Origin of the sequence: Bradyrhizobium sp. SZCCHNR2028, assembly GCF_032380995.1 — a bacterium.
Taxonomy (GTDB): Bacteria; Pseudomonadota; Alphaproteobacteria; order Rhizobiales; family Xanthobacteraceae; genus Bradyrhizobium.
The window spans coordinates 308,179-333,777 of sequence record NZ_JAUHJF010000002.1 but is presented as its reverse complement, the minus strand read 5'-3'; the positions used below and the strand labels follow the sequence as shown (position 1 = coordinate 333,777).

Below are 25,599 nucleotides of genomic sequence, written 5' to 3'. Positions count from 1 at the left end.
CGGCGCGGTCCCCGCACGCCGTCAGCCGGCATCATGGACTGCCCGGCGGCGTCAGCACGACCGGCGGACGCGGCACGGGCCTGGGGCGCGGCGGCAGCGCACCCGGCGCGGGCTTGATCTCGACCGGCGGCGGCAAGGGCGCGACCTGCGGCTGGCTCGATGCCACCGGTGCCGCCGGCTGAGGCGCGGGAGCGGAGAGCGGCGGGGTCAGCGGCGGCACGACGGCGCGGGGACCGCCGAGCTTGGCGCGCGGCTCACGCCGCGGATCACGCCCGGGCAGCGGCACGTCGGCCGCGCTCGGCGCGGCCGGGCCAGCCTCGGGTACACCGGGCAGCGACGCGGTGGACGACGGATAGGCCGGCGGCACCTCGCCGCGCGCGATCGCATCCAGACGCCGCGTTTCGCGATCGATCGCACGCACCGCGAGCCACGACGACAGCGAGGTGACGTCGACCGCGCGCGTCAGCGCCCCGGACGTGCCGATCACGAACAGCTGGATCTCGGGACGGCTGTTGGCGTTGCCGACGGTGTTCGCGCTCAGGCTGGCGCGAATGTCGGCCTGGTCGGCAGGAATGTCGAAGCCACCGGACACGACGGCGCGGGCGCCCTGCGCTTCGAGCGTGGTGGCGCCGACACGCAGCCGGCCATCGCGGATGATGAAGGGGATCTGAGCAGACGCGACCGGCAACGTCCCCGATGTCAGCACCGGCTCGATCACCTGCCGCAACTTGCCGTCGTCGCTCACCTGGCCTGCGTCGGCCGCGCGCAACGCCGCATCGAACGCCCGCGGGTCGAGATTGGGGAGCGCCGCATTGTCGAGCGTCACCGTGCCATTGCCCGAGAGCGCGTTGACCAGTGCCTGCACGCTGCGCCCTTCGGCGGCGAGCGTCATCTGCGCCGAAACCTTGCCGGCCGGCATCTTCAGGCTGTGATAGCGCAGCGCGTTGCCGTCGATGCCGGCGAGCTCGACGCGGCCGTTCAGGACGAGACCATTCGCGTTGGAGCGCGCATCGACGGTCGCGGTGACGTCGCCGCCGCCGAGCTTGCCCTTGACGTTCTCGATGGTCAGCGACTGGCCGTCGCTCTTGATGGCGCCACCCAGCGGACGCAGATCCGTGCCGTTCAGAATGGCGCCGCTGAGGGCCTGGAACGAGACCCGCCCGCGCCATCCCTTCAAGAGACCTGCGCCGAGAGGCTCGGCCTGCTCACGCCCGGCTGCGCCGACCAGCACCGAGAACACTTGCGGCACGTCGAGCGCGTCCAGCCCGAGCTCACCATCGATCTGCTTGTCCTCGTCGAGCACCAGGGCGAGCCGGCCGCGCAGCCGCGATCCACCGACCGTGCTGTCGATGTCGTCGAGCGTCACGCGATTGTTGGAAAGACCGAGACGGCAGAACAGGCGGATGTTCTGCGCCGCCGGATCCTGCGGCTTCAATCCGAACAACGGCGACAGATTGGCGCTGCGCAGGCGCAGATTGACGTTGGCCTTGGCGGTGTCCCCCCAGGGATCGACGGAGCCTTGCGCATCGCCATCGAGCCCGGCGCCGGACAGCTTCGCATTCACCCGCAGCGGCGTGCGCCAGCTGCCGGTCACGCTGGCGTCGAACTGGGCCGGACCGTTGCCGGCCGCCGCGACGCGATCGAGCCCGAGCAGCGCCAGCACGACATTGCCCTGCTCGGCCGCGACGCGGCTCTCGATCCCAAGCTCGGTTCGATCGATCGCGTCGACCTCGAAGCTGCGCAGCGCCGCCGCCGACGGTTTGGCCGTCAGCGTCGCCGAGCCCTTGAGTTGCGGCGCATCGAGATCGAGCACCGCCTTGGCCTGGCTGCGGTCGGCATTGGCAGGATCCTTGGCGAGATCGAGCGTGAGCTTCAACCGGGCAGCGCCGGCAGGCGTGCCGAGTGCATCGAAGCGCGCGGCGATCTGCGGCGCGAACGGCTGCACCAGCGCCGTGATCTCCTTGAGCGAGCCGGCCATCGAGGTCACGACCAGCCGCCCGGTCGCGTCGGCGCGATCGAAACGGCCGGAGCCCTCGCTCGTCACGCCGCCGCTCTGACCGAACTTGATCTGGTCGATGGCGATGGTCTTGGGATCGTAGGAAAAGCGCGCGGTGAGCGGACGCAGCTCCTGGCCGCTGAGCTTGGCGCGGCCGACGTCGAGCGCCACGGTGGCCTCGGCGGGCCACTCGCCGGTGACGCCGACCAGCGACCGGGTCACGGCCATCGCCGCGTCGAGGTCGAGCCGGTCGCCCTTCAGCACCGCTTCGAAACGCGAGCCCGGCCCGGCCGACCGGTTGACGAGAGCGACGCGTCCATCGACGGAGCCGCCGTCGATATCGGCCTTGAGGCTGTCGATCGCGATCCGCTCCGGCGCCACGTTGAGGTCGCCGCGCAGCCGCAGCGGACGCTGGGTGCGGTAGCTGCTGTCGCTGCGGCCCTGCAGCCAGGCCACCAGCGTGTCGGGCTCCGACGATTCGAGATCGAGCGCGCCGGTGAAGCCCGATGTCACCGAGGTCGAGATGCCGATGGTCCGGAAGGTCAGCCGCGTCGAACCGGGCGCGCGCAGATCGACCTTCTCGAGGCTCCATGCCGACGGCTCGTTGTGCAGGTCGGCGGTGAAGTTCTGCACCGGGCGGCCGGAGAGCATGATCTGCTCGGTCGCGAACTGCACGTTGGCCGGCATCGGCAAGGTCGGCAGTTGTGCAATCCAGTTGCGCAGCGCCGGCAGCACCAGCGCGGGCGCAATCGCCCGCCGGTCCTTGACGTCGTCACCGCCGGCCAGGAGCTTGTCGGCATCGAGCTGGCGTGCGGACAGTGAGGCTTTCAGCGCGGGGGCGGCGCCGAAACGGACGTCGCCGCTGCCCGCGAATTTCAGCGAGCGATCCTCCTGGCCGAAGCTGACCTCGATCTGGTCGAGCTTGGCCGTCGCCTGGTCGCCGACGATCTTGGTGGCGATGCGCCAAGGCGTCGCGCCGGCCTGGTTCAGCGGACGGGTCTTGGCCTGTTGGACCTGCTTTGCGGACGGCTCCTTCGCAGACTGGGCGGGCTTGTCGTTGTCGGCGCCCTGCTCTTTCGGGGGCGACGACAGCGTCAGCGCGCCCTCGAACTTCGGCGAGCGGTTGGGAAAGCTGATGAGGCCTTCGATGTCGGCCATCACGGGACGCTCGCCCGGGTCGATGTTGAGGTGGACGCGCAGGCCGTTGGAGTCCTTGTCCTGGCTCGACGACACCCGGAACGGGTAGCGGCCGCCGCGGATCGACACGGCGCCGTCGCCGCGCAGGGAGCCAGCCAGCGAGCGCACGTCGCCGGAGAAGACGATGTCGGTCAGCTCCAGCGTCGAGCGGCTGGCTGCGTCGTGCAGGGCGACGCGGCCGGTGAGATTGAACCGGTCGATCGCGAGCGCGGCCAGATTGAAGCGGCCGGAGGCAGCCGGCAGGTCGACCAGGCCCTTGGCATCGAGGCCGAGATCGGCGGCCATGCCGCCGATGGTGAGTTCGTTCGCCCGCCATTCCCCGCGCATCAGATCGCCAAGGCTGAACTCGACGTCGAGCTTGTCGGCGCGCAGCTTGCCGAGATGGTTGGCGCCACCGAACGTGACCTGGCGCAGCCTTAAGGTCGGCGTCGGTAACAGCCGTGCATCCAGCGCACCGGCGACCCGCACGGGCACGCCAATGACCTGGCTCGCCTCGGCCTCGAACTGCGGCCGGAACTGGTTCCAGTCGACGAAGTACGGGCCGATCAGCGCAGCAAGGAGCGCAAGGATGAAGGCAATCGCCAAGCCGAGCAGGGTCGTCTGCACGGGGTCTCCCTCAAAGGACAACGCTCCGGTGTCCCAACCTTAAAACCAATGCGGCCGCGGCCCACTGGCATCGATACCGGAGCGCTGCATCATATAGGATTAAGTATGGCGAAGTCACAGCGCTGTCGGTCTTTCCGGGGGCGTTGCACAACTCCGTTAACGAAGATGGTTACCAGTGGGCCGGCAGCCGCTTGAGGCCGCGCAGCACGAAGGTCGGCCGCCATTCCGGGTTGTCCGGATCGTCCAGCTTCAGCTCCGGCAGCCGCCGCAGCAGGGTTCCGATCGCGATCTCGGCCTCGATCCGGGCAAGCTGCGCGCCCAGGCAATGGTGGATGCCGCCGCCGAACGACAGCGGCTTCACGTTTGGCCTGGTGATATCGAGCTGTTCCGGATTGTCCGGATACACGGCGGGATCGCGGTTGGCCGAGCCGAGCAGGCACAGCACGCTCTCGCCCGCAGGAATCCGCCGGCCGCCGAGATCCTCGATATCCTCGAGCGCGACCCGCCCGGTGAGCTGCACCGAGGAATCGTAGCGCAGGAACTCCTCGATCGCGTTCGTGATCAGCTCCGGCCGCGCCTTCAAGAGCGCCAACTGGTCCGGATTGCGGTGCAGCGCCAGCAGGCCGTTGCCGATCAGGTTGACCGTGGTCTCGTGCCCCGCGCCGAACAGCAGGATGATGTTGGCGGTGAGCTCCTCATGGCTGAGCTTGGCACCGTCCTCCTCGGCCTGCAGCAGCTGCGTCGTCAGATCGTCGCCGGGATGTTTCCGGCGCAACTCGAACAGGTGCTGGAAATACGCCTTGGACACGGCGTTGCCGGCATTGCCCTCGGCGATCTCGGCCTTCGACAGCGGCACCGGCTCGAGCAGTCGGCCGCCCTCGCGCGAGCTCTTGTAGAACGCCTCGCGATGCTCCTCGGGAATGCCGAGCATGTCGCAGATCACGGTGACGGGCAGCTTGAACGCGAAGTCCTCGATCAGGTCCATCCGGCCCTGCGGGATCACCTGATCGAGCGTGCGGTCGACGATCTCCTGGATGCGCGGCCGCATGTCCTCGACGCGCCGCGCGGTGAACGCCTTCACGACCAGGCCGCGCAACCGGGTGTGGTCCGGCGGGTCCTGCTGCAGCATCCAATGCCGCATGCTCTGGAACACCGGCTCCTGCATGATGTCGGGACCGTAGCGCCGGATCGAACGCGCGACGAAGTCCTTGCCGAAGCGCTTGTCGCGCAGCACCAGGCTCGATTCCGCGTGCCGGCTGGCGAGGAACGCGCCGAACGGCGTCACATGCATCGGATCGTTGTCGCGCAGTTGCGCATAGAAGGGATAGGGGTCGCGGATGAACTCCGGCGACAGCGGATTGAACAGCGGCGCAGCCTTGGCGGCCTGGACATGCTCGTTCATGTGGTCCCTCCCTTGGATTGGCCGATTAGCTCACGGCCGCGCGGCGATGGCAAGTCGGCCGGATCACACATCACGCCGTGGCCCCTGCCGTCCTTAACCTGTGCAATTGGCCGGCGACGAGGCGGACCCTGCGGGGTGCCGCGATCCAGATCGCCGCCGCCGAGACGAAGGCGCCGAGGAAGGCGATCACGAAGCCCGGCGTGTAGCTCAGGGTGTAGTCATAGAGCACGCCGGTCACCCACGGCCCTGCTGCGCCGCCGCACAGCCCGATCAGCATCAGCGTTCCGAAGATGCTGCCGAAATGCGCGCCCTGGAATATTTCCAGCGCGACCGCGCCCATCACCGAGGTCAGGCCGTAACCAAGCGCGCCCTGCGTCGCCACCATGACGTAGATCAGCACGAGCGACGGCGCGGCCTTGAGCGCGATCAGCGCGGCGAAGCAGATCGCGAAGCCGAGACAGCCTAATCCCCACACCGCCTCACGCCCCAGGCGATCCGACAGATGGCCGAGCGCGATCTGGCCGGGAATCCCGAGCAGGCTGACGGCCCCGAGCGCCCACACCGCGACGCTCGAGCTGAAGCCGATCTCGAGCAGGTATTTCGTCTGGTGCACCTGCACCGCGTACCAGACGTAGAGCCCGAAGAAATAGCCGAGCGCGAGCCACCAGAACCGGCCCGTGCGCAGCGCGCGCGACAATGTCCAGTCGGTGCCGGCCCAGGCGGCATCGACGATGTTGGAGACCGGTTTGACCGCATTGGCGAGCGGCGCGACGTCGCCGTCGGGACGCAGGCCGATCTCCTCCGGCTTCTTGCGCAGCAGCAGATTGATCGGCGCCAGCACGACCAGCACGACGATGCCCATCGCGGTGCAGGCCGTGCGCCAGTTGGTCTGCGCGATCATGTGCTGCACCCACGGCAACAGCGTCATCGAGCCGATGCCGACGCCGGCAAAGGCGATGCCGATCGCCAGCCCGCGGCGGCGGATGAACCAGTTCGGCAGGAACAGGGACTGGCCGGAATAGCCGAGGCAGACGCTGCCGGCGCCGACCATCACGCCGATCGTGATGTAGAGATGCCAGGGCTGCGAGGTCAGCGGCGCCAGCAACAGGCCGCCGGCCATCAGCGCGACGCCGAGTTCCATTACGGCCCGCGGGCCGGTGCGATCCATCAGCCGTCCGATCAGTGGACTGACGATTCCGGAGGCAACGAAGCCGAACGAGAACGCGCCGGCGGTGACGCCGCGGTCCCAGCCGAATTCGGCGAGGATCGGCGGATAGAACAGCGAGAACGCCGTGCGTGCATTGACGCCGACGGCCATCGTCACGAAGGTCACGGCGACGATGACCCAGCCATAATAGAACGGCAGGCGCATTGTTGTTTCACTCCCTGGTGCATCCTTCGCATCATCTGCATGCGGAGGGGTCAAGGATTTTCTACGCCGCGCCATCCCGTGTCAGTTACCTCCGAGGTCATGTGTGCGCCGCACTATTCCCTCTGCCCAGCTGTCGTCCCGGCGAACGCCGGGACCCATACCGCGTGATCTCGCGAGGGATATGGCTGGCGGTCATCCGTCTCATTCACGCCGGTAGTTATGGGTCCCGGCTCAAGGCCGGGACGACACCGCGTGTGTGGCGAGCTTCGCTGGGTCATGGCTGCGCTTTCTCGCGGCGCCATCGCGCCCGAGCTGTGCTTAGCTGCTCACCCTCATCAATCAGGAGGGCGCAGGGAAGGCCGGGCGCTGGCCGATCGGGATAGGGGGGAGTCTCGCGACTCCACCCCTCCCACACCACCGTACATACGGATCACGTATACGGCGGTTCGGCGGATTAAGCGGCTTTGCGGGCTGCGAGGAAAGGCAGGCCGAGTGAGGCGAACAAGGACCTTGGCAGAGCGTTGGCCAGTGCGGCGCTGTTGGCGAGCCGCCAGGGACCACGTGGGTTGCCGGCGGTTTTAAGCGCCGTCTCCCGGTCGACGCCGCGGCGTCGCAGCTCGTCGAAGCGAGTAGGACCGCACTTCCATTGGGTCCAGACGACGGCGCGCAACCGCCGCCTGATCCACTCATCGAGCTTGCGCAACACCGACGGCGTCTCGCAGAACCCGAAGTAGCCGCGCCATCCCTTCAGATACAGCGCCAGCTTCTCGATGATCTGCTCCAGGCTTCGGCCAGACTGTCGCCCCGTCAGCTCCCGAACTCTCGCCTTGCAACGGGCAATGGCCTCAGGCGCGATGCGCCGGCGCGGCTTCTTCCCCTGCGTAAAGCTGAAGCCCAGGAACTTGCGGTGGCTCGGTCTGGCGACCGCGCTCTTGGCCCTGTTCACCTTGAGCTCGAGGCGCCGTTCCAGGAATCTCTCGATGCTCGCCATCACCCGCTCGCCCGCCTTCCGACTGCGCACATAGATGTTGCAGTCGTCGGCATAGCGCACGAAGCGATGACCTCGCCTCTCCAGCTCCTTGTCCAGCACGTCCAGCATCAGGTTCGACAGCAGCGGCGAGAGCGGCCCGCCTTGCGGCGTTCCTTCCTCCGTCGGGCTGACCAGCCCTCCCTCCAGCACGCCCGCAGTCAGGAAGCCGCGGATCAGCTTCAGGAGTCGCTTGTCGGCAACCCGCTTGGCGACCAGCCCCATCAGGATGTCGTGATTGACCCGGTCGAAGAACTTCTCCAGATCGATATCCACCACGACCGCGTGCCGGGACGCAATGTAGGTCTGCGCCTTCGCCACCGCCTGATGCGCCGAGCGGCCCGGCCGGAAGCCGAAGCTCGTCTCGGAGAACGTCCGATCCCATTCGCTTTGCAGCACCTGCAGAACCGCCTGCTGGATGAAGCGGTCGAGCACCGTCGGGATGCCGAGCAGCCTGACGCCGCCCGATGCCTTCGGAATCTCGACACGCCGCACCGGCTGCGGCTTGTAGGTGCCGTCGAGCAGTTGGGCGCGGATCGCGAGCCAGTTCACCTTCAGGTAGGCCGGCAGATCATCCACGGTCATCCCGTCGACCCCCGCCGCGCCCTTGTTGCGCTTCACTCGGTCCAATGCCTTCTTCAGGTTCTCACGTGCGACGATCCTTTCCATCGACGGTCCCGCGACCGCCGTCTGATCGAGACAGGCTTTCGCCGCGCGAGCTTCGGCCGCCCCGGCGCCGGCCCGCGGGGCTTCACCCCTCGGTCCGGGGCGAGGGTTCAGATTGCTCTGAGCTTCCTGCCGCATTGGGTCGTGCGAGATCACCGCTCCACCAGAACTTCCATCGTTCGGGCCTTCGGCGGTACGCTGCCGCCTACTATGCCCTCTGCTGACTTCTGCGTCGCGTTCAGATCGCCTTGCAACGACCTCAGTCCCGTTGCCGGGACACGACGCAGATCTCCCGAGGTAAGACCGACCGCCTTCACCGCATGCCCGTCGGATCTACCACCCCGCCCCTTGATGACCGTGGACTTCGCGATTGGTGGCTCGCTCGTCCGGCCGGGTAGGCCTCACATCCGATGTTTGTTCATCGGGCCGCGGCTTTGCTCCACGCTGTCTTCAGACCCCACCTCGCGATGACGCCCTTGCGCTTCGCTAATCCTTCGCCGCCATCAGGCTGGATAGAGGACTTCCACCTCCAAGCTGTCGTTCATACTCGGCACACCGCCCGTGGCCCGCCTGCTCAAAAAAATGCAGGCGGCAGGTACCACAGGTTCAGCCGAGATCACCCGGCCCTCCCTGCGCGATGGTCTTCACGCTTATATGCAGGCTTCCTGGCGCTCGGCTTGTTGGCCGCCATGCGCGACAACGCATTTCACGCGTTGCGCGGTGATACCAGCGTCGAGGTATCAGAACCCTGCAACTTCACGTCCGCAAGAGCATCGTTCGTCCGCACATCGAAAAGGACATGCTGCGAGTTCTCGCGGCCACCGCTCCCCGCCTCGCGTGTCGTGACGATCGCGCGCAACGCCCCTCCGCAAGTGAGGCGGGATGCGCGGAAGGATCGCGGTGATTTGCCCGACGACACAAGCGAAATCACCTGCGACATAGTAACCCGACGGGCAGGCAACGCTCCGCCATCGCTCGTGATTAGTAGAAGACGTCAGCCAATATCGAGATTTCGGGTTCAAGGCGAGCGGCCCTCCCCCCGGAATGACGGCGGCTTGGACATTGCAGAACTAATGAGTTCAGCGGCTCACGCCGCTGCCCTCGCCTCGTCGACGCCATGGAACGCATAGACATCCATGCGCAGCACGCCGTAATTGGCGCTGTTGTGCAGGCGCTCGACGCGCCCGCCCTCGCCGGCCGCGCCCATCGCTGCGAACAGCGGCAGGAAGTGCTCGTCGGTCGGATGGTTGTCGCGCGCATGCGGAGCGAGACGGCGGTAGTCGACGAGATCGTCGACGCGGCCTTCGATCGCGGCGTTGTGCACCCAGTCGGCGAAGTCGACCACCCAGGACGGCGCGGGGTCGTCGATGTCGAGCCGGCGCTTGCGGAATTCGCCGAGATTGTGGGTGAAGCTGCCGCTGCCGATGATCAGCACGCCTTCCTCGCGCAAAGGCGCCAGCGCGCGGCCGAGTTCGAGATGATGCCTTGGACCGCGCTCGGTCTGGATCGAGAGTTGCAGCACCGGAATGTCGGCTTGCGGATACATCAGCAGCAGCGGCACCCAGGCGCCGTGATCGAGGCCGCGCGCGCGGTCGATGCCGACCGGCAGGCCGGCCGCCTGCAACCGCGCCGCCACGGCGTGCGCGAGATCGGGCGCGCCCGGCGCGGGATAGCGCAACTGATAGAGCTCACGCGGAAAGCCGTAGAAGTCGTGGATCGTCTCGTTGGCAGCGACCGCATTGACGGTGGGGATGTCGGTCTCCCAATGCGCCGAGATCACCAGGATCGCCTTCGGCCGCGGCAGACTGCCGCCGAGGCCGACGAGGAAGTCGCGGGCGGCCGAATCCGTGAGCGGCAGCATCGGCGAGCCGTGCGACAGGAAGATGCTGGGCAGGGTCATGTCATGGCTCCTCGTTCTCTAGAGGGATGTTCAGCTGCCAACCCAACCCACAGCTGTCGTCCCTGCGAAAGCAGGGACCCATACCGCGTGATCGGCATTTGAGGCAGGCTGCGCGTCGACCAGCGCGCTCAACCCAAGTCCGCTTGTGGTTATGGGTCCCCGCGTTCGCGGGGACGACACTGAGATTGTCGCGGCAGTCAACCAACCATGACGATCAATGCGCGTTGCGCAACTGCCCGCCGGCAAGACCGCTGCGAAGGCTGCCCAGCGCATAGGCGCCGTCGCCGAGCAGGGCCTGGATCACCAGCGTGACGGCCCAGAACGCCGGATACTCCCAGCCGCCCTTCGGATTGTTGAAGAAGAACCCCGCGGAGCCATGGACGGTGAAGATGGCGCCGAGCAGGATCGGCACGGCGGCGAGCGCCACCCAGCGGGTGTAGACGCCGAGGATCAGCGCGATGCCGGCGAGGATCTCGGCCGTGATGACGAGGTAGGCGAGCTCGGGCGGCAGGCCGATGCTGCCGAAGAATTTTGCAGTGCCGGCCGGGCTGAACACGAACAGCTTGAGGCTGGCATGGGCCAGGAACAAGCCACCCAGCGTCAGGCGAAGCAGCAGGGCGGCGTAGGGTGCAGTGCGCGAATCGATCATCTCGGGCTCCCAATGGATAGTGCCGAGACATAGATCATTCCCTGGGAGACGATAATCTGGCCGCCAGGAAAGACAGCTCAAACCATTGAGGTGAGGTGGCAGGCGGTTCGTCGTGGACGTACCGCCTTACGCACCGACGCCACGGCGCCTCGAATGCCGACGCCCCGTTCGTCCACCGTTGCATGACGCCGACATGCCTCCGGAAACCGGGGGCACATGCCGCCGCTCCCGATCAGAACCGGTAGCTCGCGCCAACGCGGATCAGGTGGAGTTCGTTCTTGAAGTCGGCACGGTTGCCGTCGCGATTGAACAGCGTCACGTTGCCGTAGTCGGTGTAGACATATTCACCGCGTCCGACCCAGTTGCTGGTGAAGGCGTATTCGACACCGACGCCTGTCGTGAGGCCGGCCTTCACCTGATCCTCCCACACCACCTGCTCGCCGGCGTTGCGGCCCTTTTGGATATTGTTGGTCAAGTTGGCGATGCCGACACCGAGCGTGCCGAAGACCAGCAAGCGGTCGAACGCATAGCCGGCGCGCGCGCGGACCGAGCCGAACATGCCGTATTTGGCGTAGGACGAATCGTTGTCGAAGATGTCGTTGCTCTGCGACGCGGTGGACCGGCCGAGATCGACCTCGGCGCCGACCACGAAGCGATTGGCGAACTGATAATTGTAGCCGCCATAGAGGCCGAAGGCCACGCCATCAGCGCCCTCCTCGGCATGGCCGTGATTGTTGTTGCGATAGAAGTCGATGGTCCACAGCCCGTGCGCGCCCCCGGCGAATGCGCCGGCATAGAAGCCGGTCCAATTGTAGTACGGGGCATCGTAGACTGCTACGGGCCGCTGGACCCTGAAATCTCCTGCCTGCGCGACCGTGCCGGCAAGCAGGACGCCACAGGCGGCAACAGCAAGAGTGTACACTGCTTTCATCAACCCATCCTCACAAACTCAATACATGTGCAAGCGAGTGCATCCCCAGAAGGCGCTCGCGCGGGGCGGAAACTGAAAACGAAGTCGGGCACCAAGTTGACCCGCTTTGGGTCAGGAAGTGATCAAATGCGGCATTGTTCGGGACTGCACTGTGGCGCGGCAACTGATACCGGCGAGAACCCGAATTTGTTGCGACATCTTTTCACTTGCAGTGCGATGACGCGAAGGCAGCGCGACTGATTCGCGCCATCGTTATGACGGACGCCCACCCCCGCCCCCGTCCGCAAGAGTGATGATTCCCCGCACCTCACGAGTCTGCTAGCGAGACACCTCACACCCGGCGAGTGAGGCTGAATGCTGGACCGTCTGACTGGACTGGAAGTGATGTCGCGGATCGCCAGTTCTGGCAGCCTGTCGGCGGCCGCGCGTGCGCTTGGCATGTCGCCAACGATGGTCACGAAACATCTGGCAGCGCTGGAGACGCGACTCGGCACGAAGCTGTTTCACCGCACCACGCGCCGGCTGACCATCACCGAGGCCGGTCGGCGATATCTCGATCTCGCCGAGCGGGTGCTCGGCGATTTCGAGGCGGCCGAGAGCGCGATCGCGGCCGACCGGGTCGAGCCGCGCGGCCTGTTGCGGCTCAATGTCCCGCTCGCCTTCGGCACGCGCCAGATCGCGCCGCTGCTCGCAAGCTTCGCCGCGCTCTATCCCGGCGTCAGCGTCGAGCTCGGCCTCAACGACCGGCTCGTCGACCTGATCGAGGAAGGCTGGGATCTCGCGATCCGCATCGGCACGCTCAAGGACTCCAGCCTGGTGGCGCGGCGGCTGGCGCCGTGCCGGATGATGGTCTGCGCGGCGCCGTCCTATCTCGCCGCCCATGGGACGCCGCGCACCACGGCCGATCTCGCCGACCACAACTGCCTCGGCTATACGCTGGCGGCGGCCGGCCCGTCGCGCTGGCGCATGGGCGGCAAGGCGGCCGTCGACGTCACCGTGAGCGGCAATCTGCGCGCCAACAATGGCGATGCGCTGCTCGCCGCCGCCCTGGCCGGGCAAGGCGTGATCTACCAGCCGACCTTCATCGTCGGCGACGAGATCCGCGCAGGACGGCTGGTGCCGCTGACGCTCGACGTGCCGCCATCGGACCTGCTGGCGGTGCATGCCGTCTACCTGCCGGATCGCACGCCATCGGCCAAGGTGCGCGCCTTCATCGACCACCTCGCCGCGGCGTTCGCGCCCGAGCCACCTTGGGATCGCGATCTTGCGTGAGCGGACGAACAGCTCGGCCGCGATGCACTCGGAGACATCGACATGATCGAGCAACCACGCCACGACGGCAACTATCATTGGCCGATGCTCCGCTCCCTGCGAGGCTGGCGGATCAGCGCCCTGCCCGCCGATCTCGCCGCCGGGCTGACGCTGGCGGCGATCGCGATTCCCGAGCAGATGGCGACCGCCAAGCTCGGCGGCTTCACGCCCGAGACCGGCTTCTTCGCCTTCATGGCGGGATCCCTGGGGTTCGCGCTGTTCGGCGCCAACCGCTTCCTGTCCTGCGGCGCCGATTCCACGATCACGCCGATCTTCGCCGGCGGCCTGGCGCTGCTCGCGACCAGCGGCACGCCCGAATACGGCAGCCTGGCCGCGGCGCTGGCGCTGCTGGTCGGGGTCATGCTGGTGCTGGCCGGCGGCTTCAGGCTCGGCGGCATCGCCAACGTGCTGTCGGTGCCGGTCACCGTGGGCTTCCTGGCCGGCATTGCCGTGCACATCATCGTCTCGCAATTGCCGGGCGTGCTCGGCCTGCCGTCACCGAGCGGGCCAACGCTGGCGCGGATCGCCACCTTGGCGGGCGAACTCGGCAAGGCCAACGCGTACACGATGCTCATCGGCTTCGGCGTGCTCGCGACCATCACGGTCTGCGAGCGGATCAGCGCCCGCATACCCGGCGCGCTGATCGCGCTCGCGGCCTCGACCTTGTTCGTGGTGTCGGCCGGGCTGAAGGGGGGCGGCGTGCCCGTCATCGGCGAGATCGCCGGCACGGTGCCGATGCCGTCCGTGCCGCTGATCGGACCGGAACAATGGGCGAAGCTGATCCCGCTCGCCTTCCTGATCGCGGTTGTGGTGATGGTGCAGACGTCGGCGACGACGCGCTCGTTCCCTTCCGATCCCGATGGTTCCGCCGATGTCGACCGCGACTTCCTCGGCGCCGGTGCCGGCAGCCTGCTCGCCGGATTGTTCGGCGCGTTTCCGGTCAATGCCAGTCCGCCGCGCACCGGCATCGTGGTCGAGACCGGCGGCCGGTCGCAGGTCGCGGGCCTGCTCGCCGCCGCGATCGTGCTGCTGCTCGTGCTGTTCGGAGCTCGGCTGCTTGCGAATGTGCCGGAAGCGGCGCTCGGCGGCGTGCTGCTGTTCGTCGCGCTACGCATCATCCGCGTCGCGCAGATCACAAGCGTCTATCGCGCGTCCAAGGGCGAGTTCCTGCTCATCCTGGCGACCGCGGTGGCGATCGTCGCGCTGCCAATCGAGCAGGGCGTCGCGCTCGGCATTGCGCTGTCGCTGCTGCACGGCATCTGGAGCACGACACGCGCCCACCTCATCGCCTTCCAGCGCGTGCCGGACACGACGATCTGGTGGCCGGCGCATCCGCAGATCAAGGGCGAGGATCTGTCCGACATCGCCGTGGTCGGCTTCCAGGCCCCGCTCAGCTTCCTCAATGCAGCGACGTTCCGCGCCGACATGCAGCGCCTGCTGCGCAGCCGCAAGCCGCGGCTGGTGGTGTTCGAGGCCAGCGCCATCGTCGAGATCGATTTCACCGCCGCGCAGACTCTGCGCGACGTGATCCATATCTGCAACGAGACCGGTATCGTGTTCGCGGTGGCGCGGCTGGAGTCGCTGCGGGCCCAGGAAGCCTTCGAACGGTTCGGCCTGTACGATGTGCTGCCGCGGGATCGCGTGTTCCACAGCGTCGATCACGCGCTGCGGAAGCTGCGCAGCAGTGCCTCGGATGTGCACGCTTGAGGGAATGGCGGCACGAGCGCCGCCGTGGTCGACGACGACTCCGGGGCAAGCGGACGCTTGCGCTCTGCGCAGTGACCTCGTGATACAAACCGTTACACGTTGCGGCGACGGTCGACATATGCCCGCTAAATTCATCGGCGAGACAACCGCCTCACGAGGCCCGGCGCGTCGGCCGCGGCGAGAGAGGAATCATCGATCATGCACAAGCTGCTTCCGCTGCTGTTGATAGTCATCTCCAGCACCGCCGCCCAGGCTCAGGACAGGAGCGCCATGCGCCAGGCCTGCGGCGACGATGTGCGTACGCTCTGTACTGGAATCATGCCGGGCGGCCGCCGCATCAAGCAATGCATGATCGAGAAGTTCGACAAGCTCTCCGACGGCTGCAGGACGGCGCTGAAGGACGCAAAGGCGCAGCAAGGCGGCAAATGATGCCGCCTGCGACGAAAGCCAGCAGGACGCGTCGCTGATCGTTCATGTTCCTTGCAGCGAATGTCTGCTAGAACACCGCACGACGGCGACCAAACTGCAGCGATGCGCCACATGATCAGCAGAGCTGCATCGCGCGATCGGTGTCATGGAGATCTCTGTGGTACCAGGAAGAGGTTTCGCGGCGTCGAGAAAATTGCGAAACCAAAACCTGTCCGACGACGTCTAAGGACTACACTGCTTCGAAACCAACGAGAGGACCGCACTGCAATGCGCAATCTGTTCACCTCCGCCCTGCTCGCCGCGACCGTCATGTTGGGCGCGTCGGCCGCGCAGGCCTTCACGCTGCCGGCTCAGCCGGCTGCTCCGGACAGCAATGTCGAGCGCGTCGCCGGCGGCTGCGGTCCCGGCTGGTTCCCGGACCGCTGGGGCCGTTGCCGGCCCGCCCCGCGCGTCTACCGCCCCTATGGCTATGGCGGCTTCGGCCCGCGCACCTGCTGGGTGCGGCCGACCCCGTGGGGACCGCGCCGCGTCTGCCGTTGATCTGAACGGAAACAAAATGCCGCCGCGTGTCGAACGCGGCGGCATTTTCTATTTGGCGAATCGTCACGCGATCCGACATCTCCCCGCATGGAGGGAGATGTCAGCAGCGGCCCTGCGCGCCGGACCCAAATCCGAAACTCAGCTCGGCTTGGATTGCCAATCAGCGCGCCGGGATGATCTTGCCGGGATTGAAGATGTTCTGCGGATCGAGCGCCTGCTTCACCGCGCGCATCGCATCGAGCGCTTCCGGGCCGAGCTCGGACTCGAGATATTTCTGCTTGCCCTGGCCGATGCCATGCTCGCCGGTGCAGGTGCCGTCCATGGCCTGCGCGCGCTCGACGAGGCGATGCATGAACTCGTCGCCGCGCGCCATCTCATCGGCATCGTCGACATCGCACATCAAGGAGCAGTGGAAATTGCCGTCGCCGACATGGCCGACGATCGGCGAGGTCAGCTTGAGACGCGCGAGATCCTCCTCGGTCTCGGTGACGCAATCGGCGAGCCGCGAGATCGGCACGCAGACATCGGTCGCGACCACGCCGACGCCGGGCCGGATCGCCTTCACCGACCAATAGGCGTCGTGACGCGCCTGCCAGAGCTTGGTGCGGTCCTCGGGCTTGGTGGTCCAGGCGAAGTCGCCGCCGCCGCACTCGCGCGCGATCTCGGCGAAGTTCTTCGACTGCTCGGCGACCTCGGCCGCGCTGCCGTGGAATTCGAGCAGCAGCAGCGGCGTCTCCGGCAAGGTCAGCTTGGAATAGGCGTTGCACGCCCTGACCTGCGCGGCGTTGAGCAGCTCGATGCGCGCCATCGGAATGCCGGTCTGGATCGCGAGGATCGTCGCCTGGCAGGCGCCGCGCACGGTCTCGAACGAGCACGACGCCGCGGCGATGGTCTCGGGAATGCCGCGCAGGCGGATGGTCATCTCGCAGATGATGCCGAGCGTGCCCTCGGCGCCGATGAACAGGTGCGTCAAATCGTAGCCGGCGGCGGACTTCTTGGCGCGGGTGCCGGTCTTGATGATCTCGCCATCGCCGCGCACGACCTTCAGCGCCAGCACGTTCTCGCGGATGGTGCCGTAGCGCACGGCATTGGTGCCGGAAGCCCGCGTCGAGGCCATGCCGCCAAGGGACGCGTCGGCGCCGGGATCGATCGGAAAGAACAGGCCCTGATCGCGAAGATATTCGTTCAAGGTCTTGCGGGTGATGCCGGGCTGGATCACGCAGTCGAGGTCCTCGGCATGCACCTCCAGCACCTTGTTCATGTCGCGCATGTCGATGCAGATGCCACCGGCCGGCGCATTGACCTGGCCCTCCAGCGAGGTGCCGGTGCCGAACGGAATGATCGGCACGCCCTTTGGCGCGCAGATGCGGACGACGTCCTGGATGTCGGCGGTCTCCTGCGCCAGCACCACGCCATCCGGCGGCTGCGTCGGCAGCCAGGTCGTGGTATGGCCATGCTGCTCGCGCACGGCCTGCGAGGTGATAAGCCTGTTGCCGAAGCGGGCCGCGAGCGCGTCGAGCGCACTTTTCAGCGCCTCCGGCGCGGGCCGCTTCAAATCGTGATGGGGGATCGTCGTCGCCACTGCTTCCTCCGAAAGTTGGGCGGACCGTGACAAAGGACGATCAAGGGGTCAAGGGAGCAAACGGAAGAGCCGATGAGCGATAATGCAGTGCCCGCAGCGCAAGGCGCCGGACCGTTTCTGTCACAGGTCATGCAGATCGAGCCGCAATGGATCGACTACAACGGCCACCTCAACATGGCCTACTACAACGTGATGTTCGACCGCGCCATCGACCAGATCTGGGCCGAGCTCGGCATCGGTCCCGCCTACATGAAGGAGCGCCAGGGCTCGACCTTCACCGCCGAATGCCACGTGCGGTACCTGCGCGAGATCCATCTCGGCGATCCCGTCCAGATCGCGGTCTGGCTGATCGCCGCCGACGAGAAGCGGCTGCACACCTTCGAGGAGCTGCGCCATGCCGAGGAAGGCTGGGTCTCCGCCACCTCGGAGAACATGTCGGTGCACATCGACATGACCAAGCGCAAGGTCGCACCGTTTCCGCCGGACATCCAGGCCAACATCGCCCGCGTGCTGCAGGCGCATGCCACGCTGCCGCGGCCCGACGGGCTCGGCCGCACCATCGGCATGCCGAAGAGATGACGGTGACCGGCCGCCGCTACGCCGGCAGGCCGGCGTCGGACAATCCCTCGAATACCCGGGCCGAATAGGCGTCCGGCAGCGGCGGCATGCCGCGCTGGACCTCGGCCAGGGTCAGGTCCGGATAGCCGGCACGCAGCGCCTGCAGGCTGCGCAGGGCTTCCGGCCGCTCACCCGCCAGCACGTGGGACGGGCACATGGTCCGGTGCACCCACAGCGACGACGGATGCTCGCGCAGGCCGCGCTGCTGCCAGCGCGCCGCCTCCGCGTAGGTGCCGGCGGCGAAATGCGCGCAGCCGATTCCAATGAGGGCGTTGAAGGCGAGCGGGTCCTGCGGCGCGAGATCCAGCGCAATCCGAAAGCGCTCGATCGCCGACGCGGCATCGCCGCGATAGACATCGAGCCAGCCGCTGCGGCTCCAGGCCCAGGCGGCACCGCCATCCAGCGCGAGCGCCCGGCCCACCACCTGCTCGGCCTCGGCGAGCTCATCCAGCAAGGTGAGCGCATTGCCGAGCACGCACAGCACGGTCGCATCCGCAAGCTCAGTCGGCACGCGCTGCGCCAGGGCGCGACCAAGCTGCCGATCCTGCCCGGGCGCGGTGCCGAAATGATAGACCGCGCGCTGGCCGTAGGCCCAGGCCGCGAGCGCCGTGGCCAGGGCATGACGGGGATCGCGGGCGATGGCCTGATGCAGCAGCTCGAGCGCACTGCGGTTGCCGTCGGCGTCGAGCGACAGCACGCCGGGCATGGCGCGCAGCGCGAGATCCTGCGCGGTCAGATCCTCATCCGGTTTGCGCAGCGCCCGATCGATCTCGGCGCGGCGCAGGCTTTGCAGCAGCGATGCCGCCACGCGGGCGGCCAACCGTTCGTGACTGTCGGCCTCCCACCGCAGCATGACCTCGCCGCGATGCGCCCATATCAGCCCGCCGCTGTCCTGGTCGATCAGCTGCAGCAGCAGCCGGGACGCGCCATCCCGACCGTGGAGCGACGCGTTCATGCGGTAGCGCGCCGCGCGCGGCTGGGTCGTCACGGCAAATCCGGCGCGGGTCAGCGCCAGCGTGAGCTCGGCCGCGAGGTCGTCCGCCAGCTCGCGCACGCTCGGATCGGTGGCGGTCATGGCGAAGGCGATGGTCGGCCGGTCGCGTACCGGCGCAATGGTGGTGCGCGACGCGGCGAGCTGCGCCATCAAGACCGCCTGCCGCCTCAGGGTTTCCGACGGCGTCTCGCCGTGGCAGCGACGATAGCCGGCGGCGAAGCGGCCGTAATGCGGGAAGCCGCAGCGCAGAGCGACGTCCATCACCTTCTCGCCGGCGCGCCCCTGCAGAAACTCGACACGGGCGCGCGCGTAGCCGAGCTCCTGCCGGACCATTTGCGGCGACCGGCCGATCGACCTGACGAACTGGCGCTGCAAGGTCCGTCCGGAAACGCCGGCAATCTTCGCCAGATCGGCCAGCGTCCAGCGCCGCCCGAGGTCGTCATGCATCGCTTCGAGCGCGCGGCGTACGCTGCGTGGCAAAGGCTGCCGCGCCGCCAGGGGAACCTGATCTCCGTCCATCATGCGACGACGTCCAATTGCCTATGGGTCATCGGCGGCGCTCGAAAAGTTCACGATCTGGATGGCCGTGTCGCGATCTGGATAGCGCTGCCCAAAGCCTGTCGCGTACGTCTCCACACACCAGCGCGCGCAACAGCGCTGCATTCTCCGGAGGAGACCATCATGACCGCATCAGTTGCAATTCAGGCCGGCGTGACCGCAGAGCCGGATTTCACCGCGCTCAAGGCACGCCAGCACAGCGCGTGGTCGTCCGGCGACTACGCCATCGTCGGCAACACGCTGCAGATCGTCGGCGAGGAACTCTGCGAGGCGCTTGACATCCGCGCCGGCCAGAAGGTGCTCGACGTGGCCGCCGGCAACGGCAACGTCACATTGGCTGCGGCGCGGCGCTGGTGCAACGTCGTCTCGACCGACTACGTGCCTGCCCTGCTCGACCGCGGTCGCCAGCGTGCCGCCGCCGACGGCCTGTCCGTGCAGTTCCAGGAGGCCGATGCCGAGGCGCTTCCGTTCGGCGATGGCACGTTCGACGTGGTGGTCTCGACATTCGGCGTGATGTTCACGCCCCGGCAGGAGCGCGCCGCCGCCGAGCTCACCCGGGTGTGCCGCAGCGGCGGCAAGATCGGCCTGGCCAATTGGACCCCCGACGGCTTCATCGGCCAGTTGTTCAAGACGCTCGGCAAATATCTGCCACCGCCCGCCGGCGCCAAATCGCCGGCGCTGTGGGGCACCGAGGCACGCATCCGAGAGATGTTCGCCGATGCCGCCGACATTCGCTGCCATCGGCGTCATTTCGCGATGCGCTACCGCTCGCCCGAGCATTTCGTCGACGTGTTCAAGACCTACTATGGTCCGGTGCTCAAGGCCTTCGCTGCGCTTGATGGCGACCGCCAGGCCGATCTCAAGCGCGACATGCTGGCCCTGATCGGGACGCTCAATCGCGCCGAGGACGGCACGATGGTAGTGCCGTCGGAGTATCTCGAAGTGGTCATCATCAAGCGCTGAGATCGTCAGCTCTGCACCACCCAGTCCGGCAAGCGGTCGAACCAGGGCTGCGCCTGCTCGAGCTGGCGGGCGAGCTGCAACAGCCTGGTCTCGTCGCCGAGCCGGCCCGTGAACTGCACGCCGAGCGGCAGGCCGTCGGCGGTCCAGTGCAGCGGCACGCTCATCGCCGGCGTGCCCGTGAGATTGGCGAGCTGCGTGAACGGGACGTATTGCAGGCTGTCGCGGGCGATCTTGTCGATCATGCCGTCGAGCACGCCCCAGCGCGTCAACAGCCCGAGCAGGCCGATGCGGTCGAGCATGTCGAGCAAGGTCTGCTCGGCGGTCGAGGGATCGCCCTGGCCGTGCCGGATCGGCGGATGCGCGAGCGTCGGCGTCAGCAGCAGATCGTAGCGCAGATGGAAGCGGGCAAGCGCGCGCGCGAAGCCGTTCCATTTCAGCAGCTGCGCTGTCAGCGCGCCCGCCGAGATCGCGCCGCCCAGCGTCGACAACACCCGCGTCAGCAGCTCGAACTCCTCGCGCTTCGCGCCCTTGCCGCGCGCATCGGCCACCAGCGCCGCGACCTGGCCGAAATAGATGTGCAGGAACGAGGTCGCGAGCGCGGCGCCGTCGATGTCAGGGGTGGCCTCCTCGACCTCGTGACCGAGGCCCTGCAGCAGCTTCACCGCGTTGTCGACCGCGAGCTTCGCTTCGGCGTGCACCTCCGTGCCGATCGGCGACGCCGTCGTGTAGCCGATGCGCAGGCGGCCGGGATCGTGGGCAACCGCGTTGGCGTAGACCACGCCGGGCTCGGCGGTGAGAAAAGGATCGCCCGGCTCACTGCCCGCGATGACGTCGAGCGCGAGCGCGGTGTCGCGCACGCTGCGCGAGAGCACGCCTTCACAGGAGGCGCCGAACCAGTACTCGCCGAAGCCCGGGCCCGACGAGACCAAGCCGCGCGACGGCTTCAGCCCGAACAGGCCACAGCAGGCGGCGGGAATGCGGATCGAACCGCCGCCGTCATTGCCGGCGGCCATCGGCACGACGCCCGAAGCGACCGCCGCCGCAGCGCCGCCGCTGGAGCCGCCCGGCGTATGTGCGGGATTCCAGGGGTTGCTGACGCGGCCGAAGGCGCGGGAGTCGCTGACGCCCTTCAGCGCGAGCTCCGGCAGGTTGGTCTTGCCGAAGATCACGAGGCCGGCTTCGAGATACCGCCTGACGACCGAGGCATGCTCGCCGGCGACGAAACCGGACAGCGCCTTGCTGCCATAGGCCGTCGGAAGGCCCGCATAGTCCTGGGCGCAGTCCTTGATCAGGAACGGCACGCCGGTGAGCGGGCCGTTGGCAGGCTTGGCGAGCTGCGCACGGGCCTCGCGCTCCATCAGCCTGCAGACGGCGTTGGTCCTCGGCTGGGCCCGCTCGTGCTGCGCCAGCGCGAGCTGCAGCAGCTCCGCCGTATTGGTCTCGCCGCCCTTCACCGCGGCGGCAAGCGCCGTCGCATCGCGCCGCACATAGTCCCGGACGTTCACATTGCCCTCCCCCGTACTGCAATTCGCCGCCGTCATCGTAGCTGATTCTGGTTGCAACAGAGGCGCAGTTGCGCCGAACGCGGCATCAATCGGGCGCAACGGTGGCAATCGTGGCGGCACGATGGTCGACCCCGGTCGACCTGACGGCCGGATTGCGCAGCTTGGTCCCGAATCTAGTTAATTTGATTCAGATCATTCGTCGCGTCTCTTGTGCCGACCTAACCTTACGCATCGTTAGTTGCGTAGAGTTGACGAGAGAGCGATGGGACGCCTCGCAAGCCTGCTGAGCCGAGCGCACGGTCCGCATGAGGATGCGGCAGCTGTTCCTGTGACCACCGCCGACTACTTCATCCTGCTGTCGCGCGCGATGGAGAACCTGCCGGATTCCTCCCCCGAGCGCCGCGCCGAAGTCTACCAGTCGGCACGCCAGGCGCTGGTGACCCAGTTGCAGGCGATGGACCCGCCGGTCTCGCGCTCACGCATCAAGGCCGAGCAGCGCGCGCTCGACGATGCGGTTGATACGATCGAAACGCGCGCGCTGACGGCGCCGGACGGCAGTCCGGAACAAACGACGAGGTTGGTCCCGGATGACCCGCTGCATCCCTCCTCCATTACTGCACACCCCGACATTCCGACCGCTTCCGTTTCAACAGCTCAAGATGACACCCAGGATCCCGCCATGGCTCAAAGTCAGTTTCATTCCAAGTTTGCCCCGCGCGCCGTCGAGGAGAAGCCGATGTCACGACTCGATGAAATCAACCGGGTGCTGCGCAAGCTGCAGAGCGACTCGTTCGGGGTCGAGGCCTGCGCGCTGATCTCGGAGGACGGGCTGATGATCGCGAGCGTGCTCGCGGCCGACATGGAGGAGACGCGGGTCGCCGGCATGACCGCGACCTTGCTGTCGCTCGGCGGCCGCGCCGCCATGGAGCTCGGCCGCAGCCATCTGCAGGAGGTCATCATCCGCGGCGAGTCCGGCTATGCCGTGCTGGTCAGCGCCGGCCGCGGCGCGCTGCTGCTCGCGCTCACCAACGAGAACAGCAAGCTCGGGCTCACCTTCTTCGACATGCGCGAAGCCGTCCGGTCGCTGCAGAAGGTGCTGTAGCGCACCGTCGTCCAATGAGCCGGCGCGCGGCGACGACGCGGCGCCGACGGGAGTAGTTTCATGGCCAATACCGTCCTCTATGACGACGGCGTTCACAAGAACATCCTGCTGGAGGATTTCGGCGCCGGCGATCTCGCGGTGCAGGCGAACCAGCATCTCATCATCCACGACCGCGTCGGCATGCTGCTCGATCCCGGCGGCCACAAGGTCTATTCCAGGGTGCTCAGCGAGACCTTCAGCCAGCTCTCGGGCGGGCGGCTGAAATATCTGTTTCTGTCGCACCAGGACCCCGACATCGTCGCGGCGATCAACGGCTGGCTGATGACGACCGATGCCGACGCCTACATCTCCGAGCTATGGACCCGCTTCGTGCCGCATTTCGGCTTCGACCACATCGTCGCCCACCGGCTGAAGCCGATTCCCGACGAGGGCATGGTGTTCGATCTCGCAGGCAGCAGGCTCTACGCGCTGCCGGCGCACTTCCTGCACAGCGAGGGCAATTTCCAGCTCTACGATCCGATCTCGAAGATCCTCTACAGCGGCGACCTCGGCGCCTCGATCGGCGTCGACTACACCGTCGTGCGCGACTTCAAGGCGCATACGCGCTTCATGGAAGGCTTTCACCGGCGCTACATGGTCTCCAACCGCGTCATGAAGGCGTGGGCGCAGATGGTCAGCACGCTCGACATCGAGATCATCGCCCCGCAGCACGGCGCGCTGTTTCCGGATGCGACGATGTCGCGCCAGTTTATCGCGTGGTGCGCGGGGCTCGAATGCGGCATCGACCTGATCACGCCGAAATTCAAGGTGCCCGTGGGCTGACATGCTGGCGCCTTCCCCGAACTCCGTTCCGCCGTCGCCCGCAATGCGCGTCGATGCGTGCGCCGTGGCCGGCGAGGAGGCGCCGGTCTGGCTCGCCGCGGCCTTCGCCATCGCCGGCACCCTGATCGCCGTCATGTCCGCAGCGCTCTGGCAGCAAGGCACCGCCACGCCGCCGACCGCGACGGCCGCAATGCCGGTGACGGCCGTGCCGCAGCGCGACGACCGCGTTGCCGACGCGGCGCCCAAGCGACGGGAGGCGCGGATCGTCGAACCGGCGCCGATCATCGCGCCGCCGACGTCGCCCGCAATCGCTCCCGTCGTGATCGCGCCACCAACTCCGCCGATCGCCCCGGCAGCGCCCCCGGAGCCCCAGGGCACGACGAAGCCCCCCGCCGAGTGCTTCGCCCCGCTGGCGATCGGCTTCGAGCGCGGCAGCGCGCGACCGAACCCTGCCGACATGAAGCGGTCGCTGGCGATCCTGCAACGCGCGCTCGCGCGCCACGGTGAGGCGACCATCATCATCGAGGGCCATACCGACGCCAGCGGCACCGAGGATCTGAACGTGCTGCTGAGCTATTCGCGCGCCAAGGAGATCGCGGCCCAGTTGAAGCGCGAGGGGCTCTCCGCGCAGCGGATGTCGGTGCGCGCGGCCGGCGCCGGCGAGGCGCGCGGCGATGCCCAGGCGGTCGCGGGCGACCGCAAGGCCGTGCTGCGCATTGCGGGCGTCGACGATTGCAGTCAACTCACAGCGACGAAGCGACCATGACGATCTATGCCATCGTGAGCGGCCTCGGCGCCGCCATTCTGCTGCTCACCTCGGGCTATTTGTTCGGCGCCCGCCAGGGCGCGCTGTCCCGCGAGCTGTTGCGGCGGCAGGTGCAAATGCAGGCGGCCAGCCTCGACCAGTTGCAGGAGCAGAGCAGCCACGACGCCATCGAGCGGGAGACCAGCCTGCGCAGCGCGATCGAGGATGTGCTGGCGCCGCTGGTCGAGCGTGAGCGTATCTCGCTGGATCTGGCGCAGCTCGCGAGCCGGCCCGGCCGGCGCCGAGAGCTGGTGCCGCTGCTCGACCGCATCGCCGAAGTCGGCCGCTTCCAAACCGTGCTGCTCACCAACGAGGAAGGCCTGCCGCTTGCGGCCAATACGACTGCCCACCGCACCGAGCAGCTTGCGGCAGCGGCGACGCGGCTTGCGCTGGTGGCGGAGAAGATCGCCGACGAGACCCACATCGCGCCGTTGTCGGTGATGCTGCGCGACGCCTCCGAAGCGACGACGCTGTGCCGGATCTTCCGCGTGCAGGACCAGACGCTCACTCTGACCGCGCTCTCCAACGATGCGCGCCTCGCCTCCGTTGCGCTCGATCCCGCGCTCGCCAAGGTGCAGGTCGCGCTGACTGCGCCGGCCTGACACCTCCCCAAAACGCAAAGGGCGCAGCACCTCTTGCGAGGCACTGCGCCCTTCGCCGACCTCATTGTCAGGGATGAGGCCGACTACACGCGGCTGCGGCCGCGGGCGAGGCCCACGACGGCCGAAACCAGAAACAGCACGATGGCGATGAAGAAGATGATCTTGGCGATCTCGATCGACGCACCAGCGATGCCGCCGAAGCCGAGGATGCCGGCGATCAATGCGATAACCAGGAAGGTGACAACCCAGCCTAACATGACACGACCTCTGTCTCTCGATTGCGGTTCAAAGCGACGCGGAGCTTGCGCCGTTGCC

Annotated in this window: 22 protein-coding genes; 10 read left to right on the top strand and 12 right to left on the bottom strand. The window is 67.4% G+C overall.

Annotated elements, in window-relative coordinates; genetic code table 11:
• Positions 1 to 31: 31 nt before the first annotated feature.
• The 8 genes from QX121_RS04645 to QX121_RS04610 all read right to left on the bottom strand — a co-directional run bounded on the left by QX121_RS04645 (position 32) and on the right by QX121_RS04610 (position 11,746).
• Complete coding sequence (locus QX121_RS04645; RefSeq protein ID WP_315811300.1) at positions 32 to 3,799, bottom strand: AsmA-like C-terminal region-containing protein; 3,768 nt, start codon at positions 3,797 to 3,799, stop codon at positions 32 to 34.
• A 169-nt stretch (positions 3,800 to 3,968) separates the two neighbouring features.
• Positions 3,969 to 5,201 carry a cytochrome P450 gene (locus QX121_RS04640; protein WP_315811299.1) on the bottom strand — a complete coding sequence of 411 codons (1,233 nt, stop codon included), beginning with the start codon at positions 5,199 to 5,201 and terminating at the stop codon, positions 3,969 to 3,971.
• 70 nt (positions 5,202 to 5,271) lie between these two features.
• Entirely contained in the window at positions 5,272 to 6,573 is a 1,302-nt protein-coding gene (locus QX121_RS04635) for an MFS transporter (protein ID WP_315811298.1), read from the bottom strand.
• 454 nt (positions 6,574 to 7,027) lie between these two features.
• Positions 7,028 to 8,404 (bottom strand): group II intron reverse transcriptase/maturase, encoded by a 1,377-nt coding sequence (gene ltrA / locus QX121_RS04630; protein WP_409997696.1) that lies wholly within the window; start codon positions 8,402 to 8,404, stop codon positions 7,028 to 7,030.
• 568 nt (positions 8,405 to 8,972) lie between these two features.
• On the bottom strand, positions 8,973 to 9,125 hold the full coding sequence (locus QX121_RS04625; protein WP_315771425.1) for a hypothetical protein: 153 nt from the start codon (positions 9,123 to 9,125) through the stop codon (positions 8,973 to 8,975).
• Between the two features lie 228 nt (positions 9,126 to 9,353).
• Positions 9,354 to 10,166: a class III extradiol ring-cleavage dioxygenase gene (locus QX121_RS04620; RefSeq protein WP_315811297.1), complete on the bottom strand. Its 813-nt coding sequence runs from the start codon at positions 10,164 to 10,166 to the stop codon at positions 9,354 to 9,356.
• A gap of 214 nt (positions 10,167 to 10,380) precedes the next feature.
• Entirely contained in the window at positions 10,381 to 10,815 is a 435-nt protein-coding gene (locus QX121_RS04615; RefSeq protein ID WP_315811296.1) for a DoxX family protein, read from the bottom strand.
• Positions 10,816 to 11,047: 232 nt separating this feature from the next.
• Positions 11,048 to 11,746 (bottom strand): outer membrane protein, encoded by a 699-nt coding sequence (locus QX121_RS04610; RefSeq protein WP_315736843.1) that lies wholly within the window; start codon positions 11,744 to 11,746, stop codon positions 11,048 to 11,050.
• A 354-nt stretch (positions 11,747 to 12,100) separates the two neighbouring features.
• Here QX121_RS04610 and QX121_RS04605 point away from each other — a divergent pair, with 354 nt between their 5' ends.
• The 4 genes from QX121_RS04605 (at position 12,101) to QX121_RS04590 (ending at position 15,733) form a co-directional block, all read left to right on the top strand.
• A complete protein-coding gene (locus tag QX121_RS04605; protein WP_315778742.1) occupies positions 12,101 to 13,018 on the top strand; it encodes a LysR family transcriptional regulator in 918 nt (305 codons plus the stop codon).
• Between the two features lie 42 nt (positions 13,019 to 13,060).
• Positions 13,061 to 14,764 carry a SulP family inorganic anion transporter gene (locus tag QX121_RS04600; protein ID WP_315811295.1) on the top strand — a complete coding sequence of 568 codons (1,704 nt, stop codon included), beginning with the start codon at positions 13,061 to 13,063 and terminating at the stop codon, positions 14,762 to 14,764.
• A gap of 198 nt (positions 14,765 to 14,962) precedes the next feature.
• Positions 14,963 to 15,193, top strand: a complete 231-nt coding sequence (locus QX121_RS04595) for a hypothetical protein (protein WP_315811294.1) — start codon at positions 14,963 to 14,965, stop codon at positions 15,191 to 15,193.
• A 267-nt stretch (positions 15,194 to 15,460) separates the two neighbouring features.
• A complete protein-coding gene (locus QX121_RS04590) occupies positions 15,461 to 15,733 on the top strand; it encodes a GCG_CRPN prefix-to-repeats domain-containing protein (protein ID WP_315736838.1) in 273 nt (90 codons plus the stop codon).
• 160 nt (positions 15,734 to 15,893) lie between these two features.
• On the opposite strand, the gene QX121_RS04585 is transcribed toward QX121_RS04590, so the two are convergent.
• Positions 15,894 to 17,315: an FAD-binding oxidoreductase gene (locus tag QX121_RS04585; RefSeq protein WP_315771420.1), complete on the bottom strand. Its 1,422-nt coding sequence runs from the start codon at positions 17,313 to 17,315 to the stop codon at positions 15,894 to 15,896.
• A 72-nt stretch (positions 17,316 to 17,387) separates the two neighbouring features.
• Between QX121_RS04585 and QX121_RS04580 the strand changes: the two genes are divergently transcribed.
• A complete protein-coding gene (locus QX121_RS04580) occupies positions 17,388 to 17,894 on the top strand; it encodes a thioesterase family protein (RefSeq protein WP_315811293.1) in 507 nt (168 codons plus the stop codon).
• Between the two features lie 16 nt (positions 17,895 to 17,910).
• Here QX121_RS04580 and QX121_RS04575 read toward each other — a convergent pair whose 3' ends face one another.
• Positions 17,911 to 19,449 carry a helix-turn-helix domain-containing protein gene (locus QX121_RS04575; RefSeq protein ID WP_315811292.1) on the bottom strand — a complete coding sequence of 513 codons (1,539 nt, stop codon included), beginning with the start codon at positions 19,447 to 19,449 and terminating at the stop codon, positions 17,911 to 17,913.
• A 159-nt stretch (positions 19,450 to 19,608) separates the two neighbouring features.
• Between QX121_RS04575 and QX121_RS04570 the strand changes: the two genes are divergently transcribed.
• Entirely contained in the window at positions 19,609 to 20,448 is an 840-nt protein-coding gene (locus tag QX121_RS04570) for a class I SAM-dependent methyltransferase (RefSeq protein ID WP_315811291.1), read from the top strand.
• A gap of 5 nt (positions 20,449 to 20,453) precedes the next feature.
• Here QX121_RS04570 and QX121_RS04565 read toward each other — a convergent pair whose 3' ends face one another.
• Entirely contained in the window at positions 20,454 to 21,953 is a 1,500-nt protein-coding gene (locus QX121_RS04565) for an amidase (protein ID WP_315811290.1), read from the bottom strand.
• A 262-nt stretch (positions 21,954 to 22,215) separates the two neighbouring features.
• Here QX121_RS04565 and QX121_RS04560 point away from each other — a divergent pair, with 262 nt between their 5' ends.
• The 4 genes from QX121_RS04560 to QX121_RS04545 are packed head-to-tail and all read left to right on the top strand — an operon-like array spanning position 22,216 to position 25,284.
• On the top strand, positions 22,216 to 23,055 hold the full coding sequence (locus tag QX121_RS04560; RefSeq protein WP_315811289.1) for a roadblock/LC7 domain-containing protein: 840 nt from the start codon (positions 22,216 to 22,218) through the stop codon (positions 23,053 to 23,055).
• A 60-nt stretch (positions 23,056 to 23,115) separates the two neighbouring features.
• Positions 23,116 to 23,877 (top strand): MBL fold metallo-hydrolase, encoded by a 762-nt coding sequence (locus QX121_RS04555; RefSeq protein WP_315736828.1) that lies wholly within the window; start codon positions 23,116 to 23,118, stop codon positions 23,875 to 23,877.
• A 1-nt stretch (position 23,878) separates the two neighbouring features.
• Positions 23,879 to 24,643, top strand: a complete 765-nt coding sequence (locus QX121_RS04550; protein WP_315811288.1) for an OmpA family protein — start codon at positions 23,879 to 23,881, stop codon at positions 24,641 to 24,643.
• Complete coding sequence (locus QX121_RS04545; RefSeq protein ID WP_315811287.1) at positions 24,640 to 25,284, top strand: hypothetical protein; 645 nt, start codon at positions 24,640 to 24,642, stop codon at positions 25,282 to 25,284. The genes QX121_RS04550 and QX121_RS04545 overlap by 4 nt, the downstream gene beginning before the upstream one ends.
• Before the next feature lie 83 nt (positions 25,285 to 25,367).
• Here the strand turns inward: QX121_RS04545 and QX121_RS04540 are convergent, their stop codons facing one another.
• On the bottom strand, positions 25,368 to 25,541 hold the full coding sequence (locus QX121_RS04540) for a DUF1328 domain-containing protein (protein WP_006614063.1): 174 nt from the start codon (positions 25,539 to 25,541) through the stop codon (positions 25,368 to 25,370).
• Positions 25,542 to 25,599: the final 58 nt, after the last annotated feature.

Bases quoted from the DNA above. Each gene is read 5' to 3' on its own strand.
- QX121_RS04570 (WP_315811291.1), top strand. From the start codon at position 19,609: ATGACCGCATCAGTTGCAATTCAGGCCGGCGTGACCGCAGAGCCGGAT.
- QX121_RS04560 (WP_315811289.1), top strand. From the start codon at position 22,216: ATGGGACGCCTCGCAAGCCTGCTGAGCCGAGCGCACGGTCCGCATGAG.
- QX121_RS04580 (WP_315811293.1), top strand. From the start codon at position 17,388: ATGAGCGATAATGCAGTGCCCGCAGCGCAAGGCGCCGGACCGTTTCTG.
- QX121_RS04575 (WP_315811292.1), bottom strand. From the start codon at position 19,449: ATGATGGACGGAGATCAGGTTCCCCTGGCGGCGCGGCAGCCTTTGCCA.
- QX121_RS04545 (WP_315811287.1), top strand. From the start codon at position 24,640: ATGACGATCTATGCCATCGTGAGCGGCCTCGGCGCCGCCATTCTGCTG.
- QX121_RS04635 (WP_315811298.1), bottom strand. From the start codon at position 6,573: ATGCGCCTGCCGTTCTATTATGGCTGGGTCATCGTCGCCGTGACCTTC.
- QX121_RS04615 (WP_315811296.1), bottom strand. From the start codon at position 10,815: ATGATCGATTCGCGCACTGCACCCTACGCCGCCCTGCTGCTTCGCCTG.
- QX121_RS04640 (WP_315811299.1), bottom strand. From the start codon at position 5,201: ATGAACGAGCATGTCCAGGCCGCCAAGGCTGCGCCGCTGTTCAATCCG.
- QX121_RS04555 (WP_315736828.1), top strand. From the start codon at position 23,116: ATGGCCAATACCGTCCTCTATGACGACGGCGTTCACAAGAACATCCTG.
- QX121_RS04610 (WP_315736843.1), bottom strand. From the start codon at position 11,746: ATGAAAGCAGTGTACACTCTTGCTGTTGCCGCCTGTGGCGTCCTGCTT.
- QX121_RS04550 (WP_315811288.1), top strand. From the start codon at position 23,879: ATGCTGGCGCCTTCCCCGAACTCCGTTCCGCCGTCGCCCGCAATGCGC.
- QX121_RS04540 (WP_006614063.1), bottom strand. From the start codon at position 25,541: ATGTTAGGCTGGGTTGTCACCTTCCTGGTTATCGCATTGATCGCCGGC.
- QX121_RS04595 (WP_315811294.1), top strand. From the start codon at position 14,963: ATGCACAAGCTGCTTCCGCTGCTGTTGATAGTCATCTCCAGCACCGCC.
- QX121_RS04620 (WP_315811297.1), bottom strand. From the start codon at position 10,166: ATGACCCTGCCCAGCATCTTCCTGTCGCACGGCTCGCCGATGCTGCCG.
- ltrA (WP_409997696.1), bottom strand. From the start codon at position 8,404: ATGCGGCAGGAAGCTCAGAGCAATCTGAACCCTCGCCCCGGACCGAGG.
- QX121_RS04600 (WP_315811295.1), top strand. From the start codon at position 13,061: ATGATCGAGCAACCACGCCACGACGGCAACTATCATTGGCCGATGCTC.
- QX121_RS04590 (WP_315736838.1), top strand. From the start codon at position 15,461: ATGCGCAATCTGTTCACCTCCGCCCTGCTCGCCGCGACCGTCATGTTG.
- QX121_RS04605 (WP_315778742.1), top strand. From the start codon at position 12,101: ATGCTGGACCGTCTGACTGGACTGGAAGTGATGTCGCGGATCGCCAGT.